This window comes from Desulfobacterales bacterium (assembly GCA_034003325.1).
In the GTDB taxonomy this organism is placed as follows: domain Bacteria; phylum Desulfobacterota; class Desulfobacteria; order Desulfobacterales; family JAFDDL01; genus JAVEYW01.
On the sequence record JAVEYW010000006.1, the window covers coordinates 51,444 to 75,959 of the forward strand.

The 24,516-nt window shown below is 50.8% G+C and carries 19 protein-coding genes; 8 read left to right on the forward strand and 11 right to left on the reverse strand.

The genetic code is table 11. The annotated features are described in order from the left end of the window. The first annotated feature begins 43 nt into the window (after nucleotides 1–43). The 4 genes from nuoE to RBT11_07895 all read left to right on the forward strand — a co-directional run bounded on the left by nuoE (nucleotide 44) and on the right by RBT11_07895 (nucleotide 5,354). Entirely contained in the window at nucleotides 44–538 is a 495-nt protein-coding gene (gene nuoE / locus RBT11_07880; protein ID MDX9786679.1) for an NADH-quinone oxidoreductase subunit NuoE, read from the forward strand. 77 nt (nucleotides 539–615) lie between these two features. Continuing rightward, entirely contained in the window at nucleotides 616–3,759 is a 3,144-nt protein-coding gene (locus tag RBT11_07885) for an NADH-ubiquinone oxidoreductase-F iron-sulfur binding region domain-containing protein (GenBank protein ID MDX9786680.1), read from the forward strand. Continuing rightward, nucleotides 3,756–4,409: a methylenetetrahydrofolate reductase C-terminal domain-containing protein gene (locus RBT11_07890; GenBank protein ID MDX9786681.1), complete on the forward strand. Its 654-nt coding sequence runs from the start codon at nucleotides 3,756–3,758 to the stop codon at nucleotides 4,407–4,409. The genes RBT11_07885 and RBT11_07890 overlap by 4 nt, the downstream gene beginning before the upstream one ends. Before the next feature lie 60 nt (nucleotides 4,410–4,469). Continuing rightward, complete coding sequence (locus tag RBT11_07895; GenBank protein MDX9786682.1) at nucleotides 4,470–5,354, forward strand: methylenetetrahydrofolate reductase; 885 nt, start codon at nucleotides 4,470–4,472, stop codon at nucleotides 5,352–5,354. 136 nt (nucleotides 5,355–5,490) lie between these two features. Here RBT11_07895 and RBT11_07900 read toward each other — a convergent pair whose 3' ends face one another. The 7 genes from RBT11_07900 to RBT11_07930 all read right to left on the reverse strand — a co-directional run bounded on the left by RBT11_07900 (nucleotide 5,491) and on the right by RBT11_07930 (nucleotide 14,975). Next, complete coding sequence (locus tag RBT11_07900; GenBank protein ID MDX9786683.1) at nucleotides 5,491–6,048, reverse strand: Hsp20/alpha crystallin family protein; 558 nt, start codon at nucleotides 6,046–6,048, stop codon at nucleotides 5,491–5,493. 328 nt (nucleotides 6,049–6,376) lie between these two features. Then, nucleotides 6,377–7,825: a sucrose phosphorylase gene (gene gtfA / locus RBT11_07905; GenBank protein MDX9786684.1), complete on the reverse strand. Its 1,449-nt coding sequence runs from the start codon at nucleotides 7,823–7,825 to the stop codon at nucleotides 6,377–6,379. After that, complete coding sequence (locus RBT11_07910) at nucleotides 7,822–10,014, reverse strand: HAD-IIB family hydrolase (protein ID MDX9786685.1); 2,193 nt, start codon at nucleotides 10,012–10,014, stop codon at nucleotides 7,822–7,824. Before RBT11_07910 ends, gtfA begins: the two co-directional genes overlap by 4 nt. After that, on the reverse strand, nucleotides 10,011–10,916 hold the full coding sequence (locus RBT11_07915) for a carbohydrate kinase (GenBank protein ID MDX9786686.1): 906 nt from the start codon (nucleotides 10,914–10,916) through the stop codon (nucleotides 10,011–10,013). The genes RBT11_07910 and RBT11_07915 overlap by 4 nt, the downstream gene beginning before the upstream one ends. An 829-nt stretch (nucleotides 10,917–11,745) precedes the next feature. Further along, nucleotides 11,746–12,699, reverse strand: coding sequence for a hypothetical protein (locus tag RBT11_07920; protein MDX9786687.1), 954 nt, complete (start codon nucleotides 12,697–12,699; stop codon nucleotides 11,746–11,748). A gap of 2 nt (nucleotides 12,700–12,701) precedes the next feature. Continuing rightward, nucleotides 12,702–13,751, reverse strand: a complete 1,050-nt coding sequence (locus RBT11_07925; GenBank protein ID MDX9786688.1) for a diacylglycerol kinase family protein — start codon at nucleotides 13,749–13,751, stop codon at nucleotides 12,702–12,704. An 18-nt stretch (nucleotides 13,752–13,769) separates the two neighbouring features. Continuing rightward, nucleotides 13,770–14,975, reverse strand: a complete 1,206-nt coding sequence (locus RBT11_07930) for a CDP-alcohol phosphatidyltransferase family protein (protein ID MDX9786689.1) — start codon at nucleotides 14,973–14,975, stop codon at nucleotides 13,770–13,772. Nucleotides 14,976–15,039: 64 nt separating this feature from the next. Here RBT11_07930 and RBT11_07935 point away from each other — a divergent pair, with 64 nt between their 5' ends. Beyond that, the gene (locus RBT11_07935) at nucleotides 15,040–16,074 is read left to right on the forward strand and encodes a metallophosphoesterase (protein ID MDX9786690.1); all 1,035 of its coding nucleotides are present in this window, start codon (nucleotides 15,040–15,042) and stop codon (nucleotides 16,072–16,074) included. A 102-nt stretch (nucleotides 16,075–16,176) separates the two neighbouring features. On the opposite strand, the gene lptG is transcribed toward RBT11_07935, so the two are convergent. From lptG to RBT11_07950, 3 genes are all read right to left on the reverse strand, one after another. Beyond that, nucleotides 16,177–17,244: an LPS export ABC transporter permease LptG gene (gene lptG / locus RBT11_07940; GenBank protein MDX9786691.1), complete on the reverse strand. Its 1,068-nt coding sequence runs from the start codon at nucleotides 17,242–17,244 to the stop codon at nucleotides 16,177–16,179. Nucleotides 17,245–17,336: 92 nt separating this feature from the next. Beyond that, nucleotides 17,337–18,404 (reverse strand): LPS export ABC transporter permease LptF, encoded by a 1,068-nt coding sequence (gene lptF / locus RBT11_07945; protein MDX9786692.1) that lies wholly within the window; start codon nucleotides 18,402–18,404, stop codon nucleotides 17,337–17,339. A gap of 3 nt (nucleotides 18,405–18,407) precedes the next feature. After that, on the reverse strand, nucleotides 18,408–19,169 hold the full coding sequence (locus RBT11_07950; protein MDX9786693.1) for a phosphocholine cytidylyltransferase family protein: 762 nt from the start codon (nucleotides 19,167–19,169) through the stop codon (nucleotides 18,408–18,410). Between the two features lie 224 nt (nucleotides 19,170–19,393). Here RBT11_07950 and RBT11_07955 point away from each other — a divergent pair, with 224 nt between their 5' ends. Both RBT11_07955 and RBT11_07960 read left to right on the forward strand, forming a co-directional pair. Continuing rightward, complete coding sequence (locus RBT11_07955; GenBank protein MDX9786694.1) at nucleotides 19,394–20,572, forward strand: N-acetyltransferase; 1,179 nt, start codon at nucleotides 19,394–19,396, stop codon at nucleotides 20,570–20,572. A 6-nt stretch (nucleotides 20,573–20,578) separates the two neighbouring features. Then, a complete protein-coding gene (locus RBT11_07960; protein ID MDX9786695.1) occupies nucleotides 20,579–21,427 on the forward strand; it encodes a nucleotidyltransferase family protein in 849 nt (282 codons plus the stop codon). Here the strand turns inward: RBT11_07960 and RBT11_07965 are convergent. Further along, nucleotides 21,419–22,267 carry a hypothetical protein gene (locus RBT11_07965; protein MDX9786696.1) on the reverse strand — a complete coding sequence of 283 codons (849 nt, stop codon included), beginning with the start codon at nucleotides 22,265–22,267 and terminating at the stop codon, nucleotides 21,419–21,421. The two genes, RBT11_07960 and RBT11_07965, sit on opposite strands and share 9 nt — an antisense overlap. A 389-nt stretch (nucleotides 22,268–22,656) precedes the next feature. Here RBT11_07965 and RBT11_07970 point away from each other — a divergent pair, with 389 nt between their 5' ends. Next, nucleotides 22,657–24,426 (forward strand): fatty acyl-AMP ligase, encoded by a 1,770-nt coding sequence (locus RBT11_07970; protein ID MDX9786697.1) that lies wholly within the window; start codon nucleotides 22,657–22,659, stop codon nucleotides 24,424–24,426. Nucleotides 24,427–24,516 lie beyond the last annotated feature (90 nt).

Sequence of the window (24,516 nt, forward strand, 5' to 3'; positions counted from 1 at the left end):
AAGAACATGCCCGCGAAGCGGGAAAAGCATCGAGGGAAATGAAATGACTCCTCCGCCGATTGATTGGGATAAGCTGGCAGCAACGATTGAAAAGTTTAAAGACCAAAAATGGGGGCTGATTCCCCTGCTGCAGGAGATTCAGGCGCATTTCGGCTATATTCCGCCCGATACCATCGACCCCATTGCCGAGGCGATGAATCTCTTTCCCGCGCAGGTTCAGGGAGTGATCAATTTTTACGCCGGGTTTTCATTGGAACCCAAGGGCAAATACGTGATCAAGGTCTGCCGGGGAACGGCCTGCCATGTCAAGGGCAGCGAAAGCCTTTTACGGCTCATGAAAAGGGAGCTGAATGTCGGAGAGGGCGAGACCACGCCGGATTACCGGTTTACCCTGGAAACCGCGGCTTGTCTCGGCGCCTGCGCGCTGGCGCCGACGATGATGGTGAACAAGAATTATTTCGGCAAGGTTTCTCCTGCCAAGGTCAGCTCCACGCTGGGCGAATACGGAAAACCCGACCACGAAGAAGACACGCAATGACGGATTTCCCTTTATATTTGTCGACTGGTGACTGTCGACTGAAGACTTCCGGCGATGCCGGATGAGGATGCAAGTATATGGCGACCCTAAAACATCTTGAAACCCCTTCGCATCTGGAAGCATTTCGGCAAGATATTTTGCGTGCCCGTGATGACGCCAAGCCCGCGGTCAAGGTCTGCTGCACGACCGGGTGCCGGGCGGGCGGATCCTTGAAAATCATGGATGCGCTGCATCGAGAGCTCTCGGACCGGGGGCTGGCCGATACGATTGAGGTGAAGAAAACCGGGTGTCGCGGCTTTTGCGAAAAGGGCCCGGTCATGGCCATCGAGCCGGAAAATATTTTTTATAACCAGGTAACCCCCGAGGATGTCCCTGATATTGTGACGCAAACCCTTCTTTCCGGTGATCCGGTGTCACGGCTGCTTTACATGGATCCGGAAACCAAAAAGCCGATCCGGTATGAAAAGGATATTCCCTTTTTCGGAAAACAGGTTCGCCGGGTGCTGGCCAATTGCGGCCGCATCGATCCCACGCGCATCGAGGATTATATCGCGGCGGGCGGATACCGGGGTTTAAGCAAGGCGCTGACCCGCATGACGCCCGATGAGGTGATCGAGGAGGTCACGGCCGCCAAACTCAGGGGCAGGGGCGGCGCCGGGTTTTCCACGGGTCTGAAATGGAAGTTTACCCGTCAGGCGGCCGGCCGGCCCAAATACATTGTCTGTAACGCGGATGAGGGGGATCCCGGCGCGTTTATGGATCGTGCGGTTTTGGAAGGAGATCCGCACGCCGTGCTGGAAGGCATGCTCATCGGCGCCTATGCGATTGGTGCCGAATACGGGGTGATCTATGTGCGCGAGGAATATCCCCTGGCCGTTGAACACCTGCAGTTGGCCATTGATCAGATGACATCGCTCGGCATGCTTGGAAAAAGTATTCTGGGCACGGATTTTCACTTTGAGATGACGATCAACAAGGGATCCGGCGCTTTTGTCTGCGGCGAGGAAACCGCACTCATGGCCTCCGTGGAGGGAAAACGTGGCATGCCCCGGGCCAGGCCCCCTTTCCCCGCGCAGGCGGGGTTGGACGGCAACCCCACCAATATCAATAACGTGGAGACCTGGGCCAATATTCCGCTCATCGTCAACCATGGGGCCGCATGGTATGCCGAACTGGGTACCGAAAACAGCAAGGGCACCAAGATCTTCTCCCTGACCGGCAAGGTCAACAACACGGGACTTGTCGAGGTTCCCATCGGGGTCACCATCAAGGAGGTTGTCTACGATATCGGCGGCGGCATTCCCAAGGGCAGACAATTTAAGGCGGTGCAGATGGGCGGCCCTTCAGGCGGCTGTGTGCCGGCCCAGTTCATCAACCTGCCCATCGATTACGATACCCTTCAGCGCATCGGCGCCATCATGGGTTCGGGCGGCATGGTGGTTATGGACGAGAATAATTGCATGGTGGAGATCGCCCGGTTCTTTCTCAACTTCACTCAGTCCGAATCCTGCGGTAAATGCACGCCGTGCCGTATCGGAACGACCCAGTTGCTGGAGATTTTAACCCGGATTACCCGCGGAGAGGGCAAACTCGAGGATTTGGAGACGATCAAGGCCCTGGGTGAAACCATCATGGAATCCTCCCTGTGCGGCCTGGGCCAGACTTGCCCCAAGCCTGCATTGTCCACCCTTAAATACTTCACGAAGGAATATGAGGATCATATTCGGGAACATCGCTGCGCAGGCGCCGCCTGTGATGCCATGGTGATTTCGGCCTGTCAGCATGCCTGCCCCGCCGGCATTGATGTTCCCAATTATGTGGCAGCCGTTGCCGAAGGAAATTATGAAGCGGCCGTGGAGATCATTCGAGAGCGAAACCCCTTTCCGGCCGTGTGCGGCCGAATCTGTATTCATCCTTGCGAGGTCAAATGCCGCCGGGGCGAGCTGGATGCGCCGGTGGCCGTTCGGCTGTTGAAACGCTATGCCGCAGATTGGTATTTTCAGCACATCGGCACGGCGGCAACGCCGTTTGCCGTCACGCAACCCGGCAAGGTGGCGGTGGTGGGGGCGGGTCCTGCCGGATTAACCTGCGGGTATTTTCTGGCAAAGCGGGGATACCGGGTAGAGGTGTTTGAATCCCAGCCCGTGGCCGGCGGCATGCTCGGCATTGCGGTGCCGGAGTTCCGTCTGCCGCGACGGGTGATCGAAGAAGAGGTGCGCTATATTCAAAGCTGCGGGGTCACCATTCACTACGACACGCCCATCGATGCCCGGCATACCGTCAACGATCTGATGGCCGAGGGCTTCAGCGCAGTGTTTATCGCCGCCGGTGCCCAGTCCAGTTTGCGCTTAAGAATTCCAGGGGAAGAAGAGAAGCTTGACGGGGTGTATAACGGCTTGCAGTTTTTGACGGATGCGCGAACCGGCAAAGGCATTCGGTTGCGCGGAAAGGTCATTGTGATCGGCGGCGGGAATGTGGCTTTTGATGCCGCCAGAACCGCGTTGCGAATGGGTGCGGACGGGGTCATGATTTACTACCGCAGAACCCTTCAGGAAATGCCGGCCTGGGAGCAGGATATCAAGGAGGCTGTCGAGGAAGGCGTGGTCATTCATCCCCTGTGGGCGCCCAAGGAAATTCTTTCAAAAGCGGGCCGGGTCACCGGCATGGCGTTTGCGCGAAGTTGCACCATCTGGGATAAAAACGGCCAGGCGCGCCTCAGTATTGATGAGGACACGGTACAGGCGGTGGATGCCGACACCGTGATCATCGCCATCGGTCAGGCGCCGGATGTCTCTTTTCTCTCCAGGGACCATCTGATAGAGCGGTCCCTGTGGGGCGGTCTCGAAGTAGACGCCAACCGGTTGGCCACCAATATTCCCGGGATTTTTTCAGGCGGGGATTTTATCATCGGTCCCAGCACGGTCATACAGGCCATCGCTTCCGGCAGAAGAGCGGCCATTGCCATTGACAAATATCTGCTCGGTGATAAGGGCCGGGTTGAAATTTCGGATGAGAAAACCGCCAGGGCTTCGAGCGCCAGACTGGCCCTGGAGCAGCCCCTCACGGAGGATCAACCCCGGATTTTGGCCGATCATGAAGCGGTCGCGGAAAGAGTCGCGGATTTTCGAGAGGTTGAAAAAGGATTTACTCAGGACCAGGCGCACCGGGAGGCTAGGCGTTGTCTGCGGTGTGATCTGGAAAAGGAGATCGTAAACGAATGATCAGATCCATCACCCAACCCAAATCGGAAGAAGAAATTGACCGGCTTTTAACCGGACTCGGCAGAGTGTTTATCATCGGCTGCGGCACCTGTGTGACGCTTACCCGCACCGGTGGGGAGCCTGAAGTCGCCGCCATGAAAGCAAAACTTTCCGGAAAGGGAAAACTCGTCACCGGACTCACGGTGGTGCCCGTGGCCTGTGATAACCTGACCCGGGAGGTTCTATCCGAATTCGGCGCCCGGATTGATCAGGCGGACGTGCTGCTGGTGATGACCTGCGCCTTTGGGGTGCAGACCATTGCCAGGCAGTTGAAGGTGTTCGTGGTGCCGGCCCTGGATACGCTCTTTATCGGCAAGGAGACCGGCGTCGGGCTGTACGATGAAATCTGCACACAATGCGGTACCTGCGTCATCGGCGAAACCGGCGGCATTTGCCCGGTCACCAATTGCCACAAGGGCTTGGTCAACGGCCCCTGCGGCGGCACCAATCACGGCATGTGCGAGATCGATGTCAACAAGGACTGCGCGTGGACTTTGATATACAACCGCTTAAAGGAACTTGGCCGGCTCGATGCCATGAAAAAGTATCAGCCGCCCAGAAACCATCAGGGCGAGCCCAAACCCGGAAAGTTGAAACTGCCGGCAGGATAGCAGCGCGGTTTTTCATTTGGCTGCTCTCCCCCGTGACTTTTAACGAAAGGATCAAGTCTCATGGTGTCATCATTTAAAACGGCACTGAGTTCGGGAAAATTCGTGGTGACCAGCGAGGTCGCGCCTCCCAAGGGGACGAATCTTGAAAAATTCAAGCATCATATCGAGTTGCTGAAAGACAAGGTGGATGCCATGAACGTGACCGATCATCAAAGTTCGGTCATGCGGTATCCGTCCCTGGGCGGCGCGATTCTGGCAAAAGAAATGGGCGGAGAGGTCATTTTGCAGATGACCTGCCGGGACCGAAACCGGCTGGCCCTGCAAGCGGATTTGCTCTTTGCGCACACGCGGGGGGTCCAAAACGTGCTGTGCCTCACGGGGGATTCCATTATTCTGGGCGATCACAAAGAGGCCAAAAGCGTCTTTGATCTCGATTCAAGCCAGTTGCTGGAAGCGATTCGAACCCTGGAGAAGGGGAGAGATCTTGGCGGCAACGATCTGGACGGCGAGGTGTCCTTTTGCGCCGGCGCGATCGTAACACCGGAAGCAGACCCCCTGGAGCCCCAGCTTATCAAATTCGAGAAAAAAATCGATGCCGGCGCCGAGTTCATTCAAACTCAGGCCGTCTACGACCTGGAACACTTTAAAACCTTCATGACCTATGCCCGCCAGTTTGACGTGAAAATCCTGGCTGGGATTATTTTATTGACCTCCGCGCCCATGGCCCGTTTTATGAATAAAAACATCGCGGGCGTCAGTGTTCCCCAGGCCCTGATCGATGAGATGACCGCAGCCCCCAAAGGAAAAGCCCTGACCCGGGGAATAGAGATCGCCGGCCGAATGATCAAACGAATCAAGGAAGAAAACCTGTGCGACGGGGTGCATATCATGGCCATCGGCAAGGAGGAAACCGTCCCGGACATCATGGCGGCCGCTGGCTTATGAGGTAGTCATGCGATTGAAAAGAACTTCTAATATGCGTCGCTTACGCGAAACCATACAGTCAATAGAGTGACCCTCCCATTTCATTCAGGTTATTCGCGTGCAGCCGGCGGTTCACCGCTGCATCAAGATGGTTTTGTTAGGTCGCTTTTTTAACCTCAATCCGCTTCACATCCGGTTTGGGCAACGCTTTGCGCGGTATCGTAATGGTCAGAACGCCTTTTTTAAACCCCGCCTGTATGTTGTCCTGATCTGCGTCATCCGGCAACGAAAGAATTCGTTGGAAAGACCCGTAAGAGCGTTCAAGGCGGTAATAATCTTTTTCCTTTTCCTCTTGCTCTCGCTTCTTTTCTCCTCGAATGGTCAGTGTGTTATCGGAAAGTTCGAGCTTGATATCCTTTTCGTCCACACCGGGGACTTCAACGGTGACGGCGTACTCCTTTTCCGTGGACCCGATGTCTAAAGTGGGTTTGAGAATGCCGTGGCCCAATTGTGAGAAATCCGATTCCAAAAGGCTCGTTTGAGGCATCCAGAACCCTCTGACCATATTGTCAAATAACCGGTCAAATTCCTGATGAATCTGATGATACAAAGGATGGTGTTGCCCCTGAGGTCCGGTATGCTGTACTTGCATTTTTTTTCCGGCATCTTCTTCTTGTTTGAACCAATTCCAGGGAGCCAGTTTCTTGATATCCATAAGTTCCTCCTTTTGAATTAGGCCCTTTATCATAAACATGCACGAAAAAGCGTGTATCATTGGAGAAGGTTGTTAGCTGCCAAGCATCCCAGCATCCCAGCCGCCCAGCTTCCGGCTTTGCCAGATTAGGCGGTTTATTTCTTTTGGCAAAAATTTAAATTGATTTTTTGGGCTGTCAAGAGCGGGTTCATTTTTTTTAAAAAAACCGATTTCAAAGCACACCCTTTCTCAAAACTTGTTTAAGTGGCAGATTAGGCGTCTATCCAGGCCTGAGCGCTGGTATGTGATTGATGACCCACTCTGTGCCAAGTGTGTGGCGCCGCTCGGTTCAGGCTCTCAATTCCACCTGCCGGTCCGTTTCCGGATCATAATACGTTATTCGGGTGTCAAATGTGTTCAGATCCAAATCCAGATGCGCCTGGTACGGCGGCAGTACCCAGGATAGTCCCAACCGGTCCTCATTGGTGTTTTGAATATGAAAGGTGCCGTTAAATGCCGGGTATCCATTTCTAAGTTCCATGAGCCGCAGCAGCCGCTGAACCACCGGTCTTTTGATTTCCTCCGCGATTTCATCAAGCGAATAATTGTGGCGGTTGATATCCCGGCCGTTTTTGGTTTGCTCCAAAAGTGCGATGTCATTTTTCCCGGCCAATAAGCCCACATAATACACCTGCGGAATCCCCGGGGTGAAAAACTGAATTGCTCTGGCGGCGATGTAGGCATCGTCATTGCACCCCAGCGCCGAATAATAAGTGCAGTTGACCTGATAAACATCCAGGTTCTGGTATTCGGGGCCGGAATAAAGCCGCTTGACGTTGCCGCCTTTTTCATCGAGCGTGCTTAGCGCGGCTGCAATTTCTTCCTCGGACATTAACTTGAAGACATCCACCACACCGATACCGTCGTGGGTGTCCAGGGTGGTGATTTGTTTTTGCGGGCAGATTTTAAGCCAGTCCACCAATCGGCGGTGGGTGTGGTGATACAATGAATGGAGCACCAGCATCGGTAGGGCGAAATCATAGACCCAATAGCCTTTTTCGGCTAAGCGCAGCTGATACTCATGATTTTCATGGACTTCAGGCAATAATTCCGCTTCAAAAGGCTCGGTATAATTTTTTATCCATTCAAGTAGCTCCCAAATCTGCGGTTCCTGAAAAAAGCAGTCGGTACCGATTTTAACGGTCGCATAGGCAATGGCGTCCAACCGAAGCATCTTGATATCGATTCTTGCCAGGCGGATTAGATAATTTCTCATCACTTCAAGGGTTTTTGGCGATTGCCAATCCAGATCGATTTGCTCGAATTCAAAGGTGCACCAGATTTTTTCATTCGAGCCGTCGGCCCTTTGGATGACCGTAAATGGCGGGCGGGGTTTGCGTGTGTAAACCTTGTCCAGGTCCTCCACAGAAATTTCGCCGTCCGGGCTGAGCTTGTTGAAGCTTAAAAACATATCCGCGAACTCGCTGTTTGTGCCCTTTGTGATGTAATCCTGAAAAAACACCGATTGCCGGGAAATATGATTGACCATAAAGTCGATGGTAAGATCAAAGTCCTGAGCGATTTCCTCCACATCTCGCCATGTGCCGAAATTGGGGTCCACTTCATCGTATCGCAAGGGCGAAAATCCCCGATCGGCGGATGACGGATAAAATGGCAACAGGTGCAGGCCGCCGATGCGGTTGCGTAAATATTTTCGAAGCACGAAATGCAATTCCACCAGATTGTTCCCAAGGCTGTCCGGATAGGTGATGAGTTGGACCTGATTTTTAAGCGTCATACGGTTCCCTCTTTTGCTTTATCAATAAACTGATAGTGATCGATCGCCTCTAAAATGCCCCCGGCGCATTCTGCCGTCGCAAAATAGACGTGTTTGGCCCCTTTGAGTTTTGCAAGTTCAGGGCTGTAATTTCCGACAACTACCGCCAGCGGATCGCCTCTGAGCATTTCTTCATCGTTTCCCGAATCCCCACAAACCAAAATATTGGTGAGCGGAATTTCCCATTGATAGGATAGATAGCGAATCGCTTTTCCCTTTGAAGCGCGGTAGGGAAGAATGTCCAGATATCGATTATGGGAATAAATCAGATAATAGCGGCACCTGTTATTCAACAGTGTGTTATGAATGCTTGCCACGCGGTCTTTTCCCGGATCCATGTTATAGCTGATCTTGAAGTTGCGTTGTGCCGATTCTTCCTGGTATTCAAGAAAATCGTATTTTTCAAGCAGGCGCACGATTTTTCCCCGGTCCCATTTGTCGGAAATATGGGTTTCCCACCCCTTGCCGTAATGCAATTCTTTGCCGAAATAAATTTCAGTGCCCACCGATGAGATGATGATATCGGGTTCCGGCACGCCGTGTCTTTTGAGAAATGAGGCGGCTGAGTCGACCGTTTGTCCCGTGGCGACGGCAAAGCCGATTGTTTTTTTATTCTCTTCCATCAAAGCCAGCAGCGCGGCCAATTGATCATTATTGCTTCCGATCAAGGTGTTGTCGATATCGGTGATGAGAAAATAATTGAGGCTGGCCAATCGACGTCCGATGGTGACGGGCGGTTCGGCGTGCTTGAGTTCACTGGTTGTTTCATCGGGCCTAAGCTGTTGCAGGGCGTTGGTGTATTCGTCGGCATGATGATGCCAAGTGTAGTGCTTTCGAACATTTAAAATGCCATTTTTTGAAAACCGATCCCAGGTTTCGCTGCTGGAGATAATGCTTTTAATTGCTTGTGACAGCGCTTTTGTATCCGAAGGATCGATTAAGATGCCGTTTTTACAGTTTTCTATAATATCTTTGGGTCCCCCATCGTTGGTGGCGACGATGGGCGCGCCGGTGGCAGAGGCTTCCAGCAGGGTCAAGCCGAAGGGCTCTGTCAACGCCGGGTTGACGAAAACCCCTTTTTTCCCGGCAACAATGCGGTACATTCCGGGCACTTCGTGTTCAAAGTCATGCTTCTTGGGAATGGCCATTTTCCCGTACAGGTCGTATTTGTCCATGAGCAGCAGCATTTCTGTCAAAACACCGCGCTCATTGTCTTCCATCTGGGTAATATCTTTTCTGATGCCGGCAAAAACCGCCAGGTTGGCCATGGCCTGAAGTTCCGAATCCTCCCCGTACGCTTTGATAAGCCCCCGTATATTTTTCCGTTTATCCGGTCTGCAAAGGCTGAGAATGATCGGTTTGTCCGGATGAAGAAAAAACCGATTCAATTCGTTGAGCACGGATGCATGGGCATAGGCGGCTTGTTCATCTTTCCCGTTGGTTGGTAAAAAATCATGATAATAAGGGTAAAATTTTTCAAGATCCAATCCCGGCGGAATCACTTTGTAGGTGGGCAGATCCTTGTTTCTGTACAAACCGTATTGCTTCTCAATTTCCTGCCGGGTACTGGTAATAATTAAATCGGCATATCGCAGGGCGTCTTCTTCGGCATAAATGCGCCGGTCTATTTTATACTTTTTGTTGATGTCCTCCTCGCTCATGCCGTCATTCAGCAGCTTTTCTTTTTTCACGCGCCCCATGGAATGGCCGGTGTAAACAAGCGGAACACCGAATATTCTTGCCAATTCCATGGCAACATAACCGCCATCGGGATAATGCCCGTGAACCACATCCGGAAGGCGGGATTCGCGCTTGATGAATCGGACGGTTTTGTCGATATATTCATCCAGGTGCGGCCATAATAATTCCTTCCGAATGTATTTTGTGCCGCCGCTACGAATTCGAACGATGCGGAATTTTTCGTTTACCACTTCGATAGGGCGCGAATAGTCTTCCGATACCGCTTTATCGGCGATCCATCGGGTAAACAGATCCACGCGATCAACCAACGCGTGTTGTGAAAGATGGCTACAAAGTTCAATGACATATTTAATTTGACCGCCTGTATCGGCATCTCTCCCCAGTTCCATGTGGTGCGCCCGAATGAGCCCGTGAATACTGAACATCTGTATATAAAACTTATTTTTCAACGGATTGTCTCCCCAAATTGTGCCCGAAATTCCGCATACATGTGCCCGGCTGCCGGAAAGGCGCCTTTTACACTGCAGATATGTGCTGAAAAGCGATTGGCGTGTATTAGTATTTTCTCCGGCGGCCATCCCGAAAGAACGCCTGCGGCCAATACGGCGCTGTAAGCATCTCCGGCGCCAACCGTGTCGGCAACGGCGACTGCTGGGGGTGCGGCAATTTCATGTCGTTGTGTTTCGGTGTATAAAGCGCTGCCGGCAGCGCCGCGAGTAACGGCCACGATGTTGATATTGAAACGCGCCATCAGCGCGGCGACGGTTTCCGGTTCATTGACATGACGAAGACGCAGATGCGCCGCAGTGATTTCAAGTTCCTCTTCATTCAGTTTTAAAATATCCGCATGGGGAAGCGATTTGATGATAATATGGGGTTGCGCGCATCCGGGGCGAAGATTCATATCATAAAGGCATAGGGTGTCCGGATGCTTTTGCGACAAAATTCGTTGAAGCGTGTCAAATCCATTGCGGGTTCTTTGCATCAGAGAACCGAAATAGATCATTCGGGGCGGCAGATGAAGCACTTCGGTTATGGTTTTATCCAATGTGAAAAAATCATACGCTGCATTTTCAATAATAACAAACCGCGGGTTTCCCTGATCCGTCAACTGTACCTCGACACGGCCCGTCGGCCGCTGACTGTCGATTTGAAGGTCCTCGGGGTTCAGGCCGGAAGCGCTTGCAAGCGCGCGAATTTCCCGGCCGAAGGCGTCTTTGCCGATGCGTGAAAAAAATCGCACCGGAAATTCAAATTGCTTGAGATGATAAGCAAAGTTGAATGGTGCCCCCCCGATTCTTTGATAATCCGGGAACACATCGACTAATATTTCTCCAATGGAAATTATCATTTAATGGGCGCTACTATAAAAAATATATTATTGAAACAAAATGTTGTAACTGTTTGCAGCACAATTTGCCCCCATTCACAGACAAGAAGCGTTCAACATGACCGATTCCGGAAATGCGGCAATGTCGCTTGGGAAGGATGTGCGGTGACCGCCGAGTTATTTCCGGTTTCTTTACGGACAGCACGAGAAAGCAGTTTTCATCCGTCGGAAGTGTTTTTCCGAGGTATCAATGCAATAGACTATCAAAAAGAAAACAATATGTGGTCTGTAATTTGCAAAATGATGCGATAAATCAATTCATACGGGTTTATCTGCTATTCCCGCCGCTGGTGCCTCTTAAAGCATCCATGGCAATATTCGAATTTGCGTTTACGCTAATTTTGTTATTCGTAACATGTGGAGCCTGTCACGTCAAATTTTAATTCCTCTCTTTTCGGAACAAGTACATCGCTCTTCGCAGGTTGTGACACAGCAAAAGGGAAAGCTGCTTTCAGCCATGTTGCACTCAAAAGACCCAAGCAAAAAGGCCTAATCCGGCAAAGCCGAATGCTGGGATGCTGGGATGCATAAAAGTCATTTTCACCATCGGCGAACATACACGCAAAGGCGTGCATGTTTCTGGTAAAGGGCCTAATAAAACGAATAGTTCCGCTTTGGGTTTGGGAAACGTAACATTCGAAATCCGCACTGGAGACAATGCTCCCGTGGTCATTGCTATTCGATCATGAGGTTTTGGAATCCGGTTTAATCCTTTTGGTTTAGAAAGCAAAATTATGAACCGTTTGTTTCTTTTGCTTGCAATTGTAAAATGGGATTTTCAACGAACAGCTTAACGAAAGGCGCCGGTTTGATAAAGCTTCCAAAACATATAACAGAGTCCTAAAAGGGGAGTTCGTCGCAAATGCGCCGGGATCTCAACCGAAATTCCCGAATGGCGTTTTATTTTCCACAGGACATACTCTATGCCGCCTTTGAAGGTTAAAAGAGCCTTTAACAGACGCAACAGGGAGAGCAGTTTGCCGTGGATAAACCTTAGTTGCCATGCCAATCGATTGATCCATCGTATTCGGGGGGGGATTTGCGCTTGCCAGTGGCAGGCAGCATCGCGGGCAACCATGTTAACGGCATACGGAAATGCTTTTACCACGATTCTGGTCAGTTGCTCGTAATATGGCGAGTGCCGTTCGAACAAACGCACCAGTTTTTCCGGACGCTCAGCACGCAATTCAGCGCGATAGCTTAACGACAGCCCCCGACACCACAACATGCGCGCGTCAAATTGCGCCGGCATGTTCGGCAGGGCGCGGGTTACCAGCGTGATGACCGCTTGGGAAAAGGCGGTGTATATTCGGTCGGCAACCGACTCATCGCGACAAAATACAATTCCGGTGGGCTGGGCGAATCTGCCCCACAAATAGGAATGGAACCAGCCTGTCGAGGTTCCCTGTTGAAAATCCGCCAGAGAGACAATGGCGTATTTGGCGCGTATGACGCTGTTTTCACCATTGGCTTCCATATAAAAGACATTCGGCGGCAACAACTGATTTAGCATCCCATGCAGCGGGTTGCGATAGGCATGGCGGTAGCTGTCCACCAACAAATAGAGATCCACCAAACCGTCATTGGCATCTTGATTTCGCAAACATGAGCCGTAAACCAAAATAGCCTGAACGGCGTTTCCGTACCGGGCCAATAAGGTATCGCGAAGGATGTCGATGCCGGGCAGAACCATTTTCGAGGTTTGGTTACGGATCAATGCCTTGAGCTGCGGGAAGATTTCCATAGTCACCCTATGAGAAATGATGCGGGGGCGCCGTTGGTTATGACGACGTGCTGCCCCGACGATGAAGGCGGATGCAATTGCCCATCCAACGCGAATCCACCGGAGATTTGCAAACGCACCTCATTGGCGTTATGGCTGAAATAACCGTATTCCGGTTTTCGGTAGCGAGAGGCTTTGCCAAAGGCCAATAACGAAAAAACTTGTGCCATATGTTCCGGCCGATCATGGATCAAGGTGACGTGCAGGGGCGCTTTCTCCACTCCCCAGAAAGGCCGCAACCCGAAAAACAGGCGGTCAACCGTCGTGATCAATACCATCAGAAAATCATTCTTCAGGTTCAATCCCTGATCCGTGCGAATCGATATGGGAACGGCCTGCCGATAAGTAGCCTCTCCGCGGATAACACCCAGCACATATCTTGCGGCTGTCAACCCGGGCGCCCATTCACCCCCTACCCCCTTTGCATGAAGATTTCGATGACAAAACTCACTGGCCTCATAAATAACGGCTGCGCCAAAAATCATTCCGTACAGCGGATAATCGAGGGCAGGCACGTCCGCTTTCATAACCGTCCGCTGAACCATACGCCATGGCCCCTCTCTTTTGCTCACCCAATTGAGCAATCTGGTTAACGCCTGATCGCGTGCGCCCCTGAGCCCTGAATCTCGGGCGATGATACTGTCGGTTCCCCCACGCAACAAGGCTAACAGCGGTATGTTTTTGAATGGTTTCCAGAAAAACATGGCGGTAAGAACGGTTTGAACGGTTCCGTCTCCACCGTTAATCACCACGAGGTTAATGCCATTACGCGCAAATTCTTTTAAAGCCGTTAGGGTATCGGTCACCGTCGTTGCCTCGAGATGCAGTACCTGCGGATGACGGCTTATTATTTTGTTAACTTCCCGCAGCCCCTTTTTGTTGCCGCCGCTGGATGGGTTGCTGATGACACCGGCTCGCAACGGTATATTCGGAGATAACTTAAAAGCGTTGTATCCCGAATCCTCAGGCTTGAAGGTTGCTGAGGAACGAGAATATTCCCCTGTTTTATTCAAAAATACCCCTTTTGCCCATCAATCACTTGATGGCTGTGTAAATAATCGAACCGCAAGAGATTGATCATACAAGGACGGGGGGATATTTGCCAGCCAGGACGCGAGCTGGCCCCGGCTGCTTTTTTCGTAACTGGCCCATGCCAGCCGCGTCAAAAGAAAAACGCTCGTCGCCACCGTCCAAAAAGCAACCGCCACCAGCCCGAGATCCGGGCGCCCCATGATGAAGCATCCCGTCAATAACATCATGTTCGGGTTGCGTCTCGCCGTAATTAGCCTGAAATAGGAATCCACCGGGCGCCAGCAAAAAATGCCGAATTTCCCCAGGCGCCATTTAAAGGCGCCTTCGGTTAATCGGCCGGCAATATACCCGGTCACAATCAGCCATAAAGCAGTATGTACCGAAATTCCAAACCCATTCAGGTGAGACGTTTTTAGGCCGATGCCCCACAGAATATACCAGATCGGCGGGTGAAAGAGATCCGTCAGGTGGTCAAAATAGTGTCCAAAGCGGCTCGACGTGACGGTTACCCTCGCCAATTTTCCATCCACGGTATCCAAAAAGGTCATCAGCCATCCCGTCAACAATCCCCAGCCGAAATGACCCATGGCAAACAATATTCCGGAGAGTATGACCAGCAACAGGCCTGTCAGCGTTACCAGGTTCGGCCGAATTCCGTAACGAACACACTGACCGACCATCCATTGCGCCGGAATGGGCCAAACCCATTTGGTAACCAAATCCGTGACGCCTTTATAAGACCAACGGAAAAGCCGCTGTTCCAGCTTCCGCTGGTATTCCAGCGAAATCGGCAAAACAAAGGGGGGCTCCGACTTTTTTAAGCTTTGGTGTAATGAGATCGGCAAGGTTTCCAACGTCAAGGGCTGAACACCAGGCAGCGATGCCGCCATCATAGGGTTTTCGATCACTTGAATGGCTTGTTGCGCCAATTCGGCAGACACATGCGCGGCAACGGTTACCCCTGTCCGGTTTTGTGTTAGTTGCAGAACAATGCCCGGTGTTACGGCCAGGTAATTGACCAAGCGGTCATCAAACAAATAGTCGGTTCGTAAAATTAAAACGGAGTCGTTGTCATGCAAGGCGCTCAGGTCATCTATAATCATACCGACACCCGCAGCCTTTAATACGCGTTCGATGCGCTGGGACGACGTAAGCCCCCAAATTTTAACCGGGCTTTTTTGAACGAAATAGACGCATAATGGCATAGCGGTTCCTTTAATAGCGGAAATACGTTTTGCAAAACCAGCTTATTTTCCTTATAGAGGCACGATGGTGTTTATCCCCTCTGATAAAACAAGTGCCGGTGACGGGAATTCTCAAGCGGATAGGGTTCCAGGCGAAGGGCGCACATTTTCACTGGCTCATTTTTCCGACTTGCATATCACCTGCACGGACCGAATTGAACTCCATCACCTCATGAATAAGCGGCTTTTTGGCTACCTGCGATGGAAATTGCATCGGGGAGCGAAGTATCAGGATGAAATTCTTACCATCCTCAAAAAAGACTTGCAACAGATGAAGCCGAATCATGTTTTAATTACGGGTGATTTGACCCATCTGAGCCTTCCCGCGGAATTTGAAAAAGTAGAAAAGTGGCTGCAATCCCTTAGCACACCGGCTCAAGTTACCGTCATTCCCGGTAATCATGACGCCTATGTTCGAACCGATTGGCATCAAACTTTTTCCGGCTGGTTAAGCTATATGATTTCCGACACAGCGTATCAAACACACGAATCGGTGAACGGACTTGACGATGTGTTCCCCATCCTGCGGGTACGCGGCGATATCGCTTTAATCGGTGTGTGTACGGCGTATCCCTGTGCCCCGCATCTGGCGACCGGCCGAATGGGCGTCCCCCAATTGAAGAAATTGGAAAAAATCCTGAAACAGGCGGCTGCTCAGAACCTTTTCCGCATTATAGCGATTCACCATCCCCCCATTACCGGAATGATCAGCAGGCGTAAACGCTTAACCGATGCATCCGCGTTACGAAGGCTTCTTGCATCTTACGGAGCGGAGCTTGTGCTGCATGGCCATACGCACGCAACCGCCTATCATACCTTGCCAACCCCCGCTGGCGTTATCCCTGTTGTGGGCGTACCGGCGGCATCGTCATCGGACGACACCGGTAGCCGGGGCGCCCGTTACAATGTTTATCAGGTTTCGCCCTCGGGGGACGGGTGGCGCATCAGCATTTCGGCGCGTGTTTATTCAAAAAAAGATCGCTGCTTTGTTCCGGAAAAAAACCGGTGGGTAAGCATTCCCGCTTCGGCTGATGAATATCGTTGCCCGGAAGGTTCTTAGGCCCTTTATCAGAAACATGTACGAAAAAGCGTGTATTCTTGGAGAAGGTTGTTATCTGCCAAGCATCCCAGCCGCCCAGCTTCCGGCTTTGCCGGTTTAGGGTTACACGACACGACGCAATCGCCAAAACGCCCCCCCGGATATCAATAGAACCGGAATCATTGCCGTAAAAAATGGGTTCAAATTGAACAGTAAGCCCAGGTTCATTATCAAGTGATCCGCAAAATACAACAGCACACCGACAAGCGTGCCTATTGTCATACGACGGCCGGCACTGATATTTCGGGTTGACCCGAATATGAAACTAAGGGACAGCATCGCCATCGCCCCCGTGGTCAAGGGAATGCTGATTTTTCGCCATAGGGCCAACGCATATTGATCCGAATTTTGCCCGAGTTCCCGCAGCGCCTTGATATAGAGAATCAAATCAGGCGTTGACAAGCTGTAGGGGGGCATTATCAGCAAATTGACCTGGTCGGCCTTTAAAAATGAATCCAAGGTTAAGAAGGCCGGATGCCGAATGTTAATTCCGGTTTTCGTGATGATTTTTTGAGTGATTCCTTGCAAAATCCACTGGTGGTTATCCTGTATGGCGGCGCTTTGAGCCGTCGTGAACATTTGTAACCGTCCCGCTGCATCAAATTGAAAAATCTCCAGATCGGCGGCAATTTTTTCCGACAGCATTTTATCGACATGAATATAGGACTTATTCCAGCGCGCCCAAAAGCCGTTTCCGCTCAGGGTAACCCCGGTACCGAAGAGCGCTCGTGACCGGGAGTTGTGGGCGCGTTGTTCCATCTCCGGCACAACCATTTCAGTGGTCAGACCGGATGCTAACACCAATAACATGCCGGTCACAAAAACGACCGCGCTGATCCTCAAAACCGATATACCGGCAGCCTGCATCGCGAGAAGTTCTCTCTGGTCGGCCATTTGCCCTAAAGCAATAATGCCGCCAATAAGGGTACTTACGGGCATTAAATCGAGCAGACGTTTAGGCAGTGTCAGCGCCATAAAGATCACGGCATTATCCAGCCCGTAGGCGCCTTTTCCCACATCGTCCAGTTGCGTTAATAACTCGATAAAACTGAACAACACCGCCAGAATGGCGAGGAGGAGGAAAACCCATTTAATAAAGCTGCTTCCGATGTATAAATCAATTGTTTTCATAAAAAAACGAATAGGTATCCATAAATGAAGCAGTTCTTTTACGGTCGTTGCTAACCCACTGCAAGATGACTATTCCGAAAAGATGATGCCGTTTATCTGCGAAAAAATTCGGCTGGGCGGTATAAAAAGAAGATCGTCAAACCGGCCAGGAGAATTTGACCCCACCAGATTCCCGGAAAGGGGTCTATAACCCCCTGTTCCACCCATTTTTTCAAAATCGCGGTAAAATAATAGTATCCCGCAAAAATTAAAATCGCTGTCGGCACCTTCGCGTATTTGCCTTCTCTGGGAAATGACCGGCTCAGCGGCACGCCGAGAAGCGCTAACAGGATAGTGGCTACCGGTGCGCTAAGTCTCCACTCTAATTCAGCTATTTCTTCCAGACGGTCGGATCTGATGAGGTTGTCGGTTGGAATCGTTTTAACCTCGTATGGCGCATTACGCGATTGGGGATTGTCCAATTTCAGAGACAATTTTTTGAAATTTAGCGTTCGCAATTCCTTACTGAGCCGCGGAAATTCGTACAAACTGCCGTTGTGAAACAGGATATGGGTCGTTTGTGTCTTTTCATCCAAAACTTGTTCAGCGCGCTTGGCATACAGAATCTGAAGCTTATCGTTTCGTTTGGTTTGGACAAACACGCCATCCGCAAAATTTTTCTGATTGTCGACGGCATCTGCAAAAACAGCCCGCTCCCCGTTGTCAACTTCATAAAAAATTCCACCCCTCATTCGTGTCAGATCGAAACTCATTTTTGCCTGAGCCTTTAACGCGAAAAAATAATGCCAGGCCCATGGTCGAATGTAAACCGAAAGAGATGCAACCATCATGCTGACGATAATGGAAAGGAAAAAAACGGATTTAAGTATTCGCGGGATACCGATGCCACAGGAAAAGAGGGCGACCATCTCGGAATCCCTGTAAAGGCGGCCAAGGGCAAGCACCACGGATACATACAGAGTGGTTGGTAACAGCACCTCCAATGCAATGGCCGCTCTGAGCAGAATTAAAAGGATCACCGTGGAACCGGGCAATTGACCGTAGACCGCATCTTCCAGATACCTTGATGAGATATAACAACCGTAAATTATAATTAAAATCGTACATGTCGCCACGGCGGGTTTCAGTATTTCACGCTGGATATAACGATCAATAATCACATGCTATCCAATATTAAAACTTTGGGCGACCTCAATACTCCCATCGCAAGCACCAACCACGCTATCTGCTTGCTTGAGATCGGACGGATAATCAATCTCGCACCATTTCAGGCCGTTGATCAAACAGGTCGATACCGGCATTTCACGGGCCATTTCACCAATGACGGATAAATACCATTGATGAAGCGCCGTTGGGTTATCTAAGGCCTTTTCCAGGGCATATCGGAACAACCCGGGCCCCTGACCACGAAACAATATCATCCCAATGGATTCTCCGTGAACGTTTTCCGGAGCCAAATCCTTTCCGATTTTAACAAGCCGGCCATCCGCCATTTCAACTTTCATATCATCGGCATCATATCGCTCTTTACAACTTACCACCACGGTAACCGGAAGGGGCGGCGACGCAAACAGGTGTGCGATGACCCCCTTTTCAAATAACGTGTCGCCGTTCAGAAGAAGAAAATCTTCGGTCATCTCCTCTCTGGCGGCCCAGCAGCTTACCAGGTTATCTGTCTTTGCATAGGCCTCGTTGTAAAGGGTCTTGACCTGCCCTGGCTCGTAACGCCGGTCAAGAACCGCCTTGACTTTTTCTGAACGATAACCCGTTACGACCGTGATCTGAGTTATCCCGCATTTGTTCAACTCATCGATCTGCCATTCGATCAATGTTTTTCCGCCGATCGGCAACAGGCATTTCGGTAATTCGGAAGTCAATGGTAAAAGTCGTTTCCCCTGGCCTGCGCTCAAGACAATCGCCTTCATAAGCATACCCCTCCCATACCTATTTGAAATCAAACGAATAAATATTACCTGCGCGGAAGCAGGGGAAAATAAGCATCATCCCCTTTGGAATGATTGCTTTTTCGAAAATGCCACCGATACCCATTTTGCATATTGACCTTGTTCTAAAGGCTTTGTAATGTCAATAAATTTGAAACAGTCAACCCTGCTGACCACCCAAGATGCTCACCGACAGGCAAACAGAAATGAATTTAAAAAAACAGGCGGTGGAGAAGCACTACTGCCTTCCCGGCAAGCCGTTGCATATCAAAAAAATAAACAGTAGACAAACAGGTAATGCGTTTATTCGCATGCCATGGCCGGTGTACAAAGACGACCCCATGTGGGTACCGCCCCTTCTGCTTGAACGGCGGATGCATCTTTCCCCTAAAAACCCCTATTTTGATCATGCCCGCTGCGGTTTTTGGATCGCATACCGGCATGGAAAACCAGTGGGAAGAATCAGTGCTCAAATCGATCAACTTCATCTTCAACGGTATCAGGACCGCACCGGTTTTTGGGGCATGCTGGAAGCCGAGGACAATGTTGATACGTTTCAGGCGCTGATGAACACGGCAGAGACCTGGTTGCAACGCCAAGGAATGACGCGGGCACGGGGGCCCTTTAATTTATCCATCAACCAGGAATGCGGCTTACTCGTTGCAGGTTTTGACACCCCACCGTCGATTATGATGGGGCATGCACGGCCCTACTATCAAAAGCATATTGAACAGTGCGGATATCAAAAGACCAAGGACTTATTCAGCTACACCATCGATTGGGGGTTCACCCATTCAGCAGCCATGCGGCTGATTATGAAAAGAACCCGGAACCGCGTTCACACCCGACCGTTTCGAAAAGCGCACTTTCAGGAAGATTTAAATATCGTTCAAGACATCTTCAATGATGCCTGGTCCGGAAATTGGGGGTTTGTTCCTTTTACGCAGAAAGAATTTGACCACCTTGGAAAGGATCTAAAACTTCTGGTCAATGATAAACTGATTAGAATTGCCGAGGTGAATGGGGAGCCGGCCGCATTCATGCTGGTGCTTCCCAACCTCAATGAGGTGATTCGTGATTTAAACGGCAGGCTCTTTCCGTTTGGGTGGCTTAAATTGTTATGGCGCCTGAAAGTAAAATATCCTGAAACTGCGCGAATCCCGCTAATGGGCGTTCGCAGCCAATATCATGACAGTCTGTTGGGCGCGGCCCTGGCTTACCGGCTCATCGGCGATATTCAAGAGGCAGGGGAGGGGTGCGGTATCAAAAAACTTGAACTGTCCTGGATACTGGAAGATAATACGACGATGCGAAACATCATCACGAACATCGGCGGGACGGTATATAAAACGTATCGTATTTATGACAAACCGCTTTCAAGTTAAGGGCGAATGAAAATTTCCTCCCCGCATTTTACCGCCATTGTGCTGGCTGCAGACAGGGAATCGGTCAACCCGGTGGCCAAAGCCGCCGGTGTGCGGTGCAAATCACTGGCCCCGGTTAATGGGATTCCCATGGTCTTCGGGGTGATGGCGGCATTATCTTCCGCCCGGAACATTAAGGACCAAATTCTATGCGGCCCCCCTGAACCCATCCTAAACCGGGAAGATCAACTGAAGGCACAGCTTGCCTCCGGTAATGTTCGATGGATTGAAAACAAGGCGACACCGAGCGCAAGTGCTTATCATGTGATGCAATCGCTGGCCCCGGGCATCCCCGTATTGTTAACCACCAGCGACCATGCCCTGTTAACCGCTCAAATGGTCGATTACTTTTGTGTGAAAGCCCTATCGTCGGGATGCGATGTCGTCGCTGCCGTCGCCCTGCATAAAGCTGTAACCGCGGCTTACCCGGAAACGCATCGAACCGCTTATCGATTGAACGAAGGCGCTTATTGCGCATGTAACCTATTTGCCTTTTTGACGCCTCGCGGGCGGTCAGCCGCCTATTTCTGGCACCGTGTCGAGCAGCAGCGGAAAAGGCCATTGCGTGTCATCAGCGTTTTCGGGTGGATGACCGTGATACGGTATTTAACGAGGCGTCTGACCCTTTCCCAGGCTTTGAATCGAATATCACACCGGCTTGGATTTAAATCGGGCGTCGTTATCATGCCGTTTCCGGAGGCGGCCATAGATGTCGACTCCGTGGATGATTGGCAACAGGTTCAACGGATTGCCGCAGGAAAAACAACGGATGCCCTGAAAGAAAATCGGCCGGTGTCGCCCCTTTCCTCATTTTAATTCCGCATCACTAAGGTTAAGTATCAGATTTCCAAGCTTGGGATTTACCCCGCTAACCCTGATCGGCAACCGCCGGGAGGGATCGATATAAATACAGATATCTTTTTCAAGACCCAGCAGCGAAAATGGTTCCGGTTTTATGGCAGGGGATACGGCCGGTAGCGCTGAAACGGAAAAAACGAGCGGTGTTAACTGAGCCTCAACGCGATCATCGCCTGATGATGAATGCATCTTGAACGCTGTTTTTATCGGAAAGGATGCTTGCTCGTCAATGATCAGGCGATGAAACCGGGCTTTGCCGAAAACGCAGAGGACAGACGGCAACTTTCTGTATTCGAGGACTGATAACAGGTAACATAACATCGTCGAATCCGATATCACCAGGCACTCCCTCTCGTCGGGATAGGGGAAAAGCGATTGACTTTGACGGGTCCATTTGACGGGGGCCTGTTTTTTTTCATCAGGACTTGCAGGCATGATTTTTCGCCTTTGCACCCCTTGGCGCGTCCAATAATAGGCCTTGACCCAGGGATCGGTTCCGTGACGCTGCCTGATTCGACGATAGACCCGAGCATTTGCGGTATTAAACAAAATGTGTTCCGTGTATGTTGCATTAAAAAAAAGCAAATAGTGAACGGTGGTTTCAACCGTTAATAATGTCGTATTCTCGGCCATCTCCACACCATCGAGGGCTTTTCCTTCCCCTGTTGTGATCAAATCGCCGGGCATTTCGGCAGTGCTCGTTAGCTGAATTCGAGTGGTTATTTTAGCCGAGGTTCCCGAGCCATCAAAGGTTAGGCGCTTCCAGGAAGAGGGGGGCAAGAAAGTGCATGAACGCATATCCCCACCCGCAACGGCTGCATGAGCGCTCCCGATCAGTGTCAGGAGAAACAAATAAATTGTTATCCGTTTATTTAAAAGCGTTCCGTGCAATGGCATCCTGGTGCTGTGGTTCAAGGCCTGTCGGCGGCTGAAGTTGGTAAATAAGTTGACAAAGATGATGACAGAAATAAGGGCGAATGGTTAACATTATCAGTTATCAGCGAATACCACCCGTTCGAAATTTTTGAATTCCACTGGTTGATTTTTCAATCGCTACCATATAACAATAAAACGCAAAAAAATATGTCCATTGTCGGTCGCAAGTAAAAATTCAACAAATGACCGATGTGGTGATGCGGCGATTCACTTTTTGAACGAACAATCCTCAAGGGAGAACCCCTCGCGCTATGCAGGCAACGTCGACCGGCAATAGGTTTCAGGCAAACAAAACCTCTTTTTTTTCAACCCTTGCAGAGGCCTTGGATTACGCGGCCCAAGGACAGACCGGATACAATTTTTATTCCGGAAAGGGCAAGCTGATTACGGCACTTCCATACGATACGCTACGCAGCGAGGCGAAAATCCTGGCAAAAAAATTCAACCATCTGGGCGTCACCCGGGGCGCCCGCATGGCGTTGGTTGCGAATACCCATCCGGACTTTGTCCGTTTTTTTTTCGCTTGCCAATATGCCGGAATAACGCCGGTTCCATTGCCGGCTCAAATTCAATTGGGCGGTCACAACGCATACGTGACACAGCTTGCGCGATTGCTCTCTATTTGCCGACCCGATCTGGCGATGGCGACGGAAGATTTTTTTCCTTTTTTGACGGAAGCCGCCGAAAAATTAAATTTTCTTTTTCTGGGAAGTCCCAAAGACTACGATAGCCTTCCGGAAGCGGATACCCCGCCACACCCCGTTGAGCCGACCGATTTGGCTTATCTGCAATATACATCCGGAAGCACTCGCTTTCCGCGTGGCGTCATGATTACACAACGAGCGGTTTTAAACAACCTGTCCGCCATTATAAAACAGGGCCTTCGGATTCGACCGGGAGATCGCGCGGTATCCTGGCTTCCCTTTTTTCACGATATGGGGTTGGTCGGGTTGCTGTTAGCGCCGATGGCATGCCAGATATCCGTCGATTATTTGAGTACCCGGGATTTTGCCATGCGTCCTCGGTTATGGCTAAAGCTCATGTCTGAAAATCGAGCCACCATTTCTTTTAGCCCGCCGTTCGGTTACGATTTGGTTTCGCGGTGTCTTAGAGACAACGAACCGCAACCCTATGACCTGAGCGCATGGCGAGTCGCTGGTGTCGGCGCGGAAATGATTCGGACCGAATCGCTTGAAACATTTGCCCATATTTTGAAACATTGCGGTTTTACTGCCCGTTCGTTCCTGCCGTGCTACGGCATGGCGGAATGCTCCCTTGCCGTATGTTTCGGCGAGCTGGGCAATGGGGTGCAGGTGGATTGCGTTGATGCGAATCTTCTCGCGAATCAGAATCGGGCAATACCCGTCGCTGCAACAAAAGATAATCACGAGGGCAGATTCAACACGTTTGTGAATTGCGGCGAGCCGCTTCCCGGATATGAAATATCGGTTCGGGATCCTAATGGGCAAGCACTTCCGGAACGACATTGTGGTGAGCTTTTTTTAAGGGGACCCAGCGTCATGTCCGGCTATTTTGGTGATTTAAAAGCCACACAAGACGTTCTTTCCCGGGATAATTGGCTCAACACGGGCGATAAAGCTTACAAAATTGGTGACTGTGTCGTTATTACAGGACGTCAAAAAGACTTGATTATCATAAATGGCCGCAATATTTGGCCTCAGGACATCGAGTTTCTGGTTGAATCACATCCCGAAATACGGACAATGGATGCGTTGGCGTTCTCGGTACCCGGCCCAAAGGGCGAAGAGGTGGCTGTCATCATGATCCAATGCCGCTTGACCGACCCCCAAAAACGCGCTGATCTGGTAGACTATGTTCGCCGCTTGGTTCGTGAGGAGCTGGGAATAGACAGCCTCATCGAACTCGTCCCTCGAAACACCATTCCTCGAACGACGTCCGGAAAGCCATCCCGCTCCGGTGCGCGAAAGGAGTATCTTAAGCGTTTCGCTGAGAATCAAGTCGATGGCTGCGATGAAAAACGGCGTGCCGAAGCGTGTTGATTTCGGACCGGCGCCATTTTTTCATCGCAAATGAGGCTGGCATAATGGGTTCGAATCGTTCAAACATTTCTCAATATGGCGCCAGCGAAG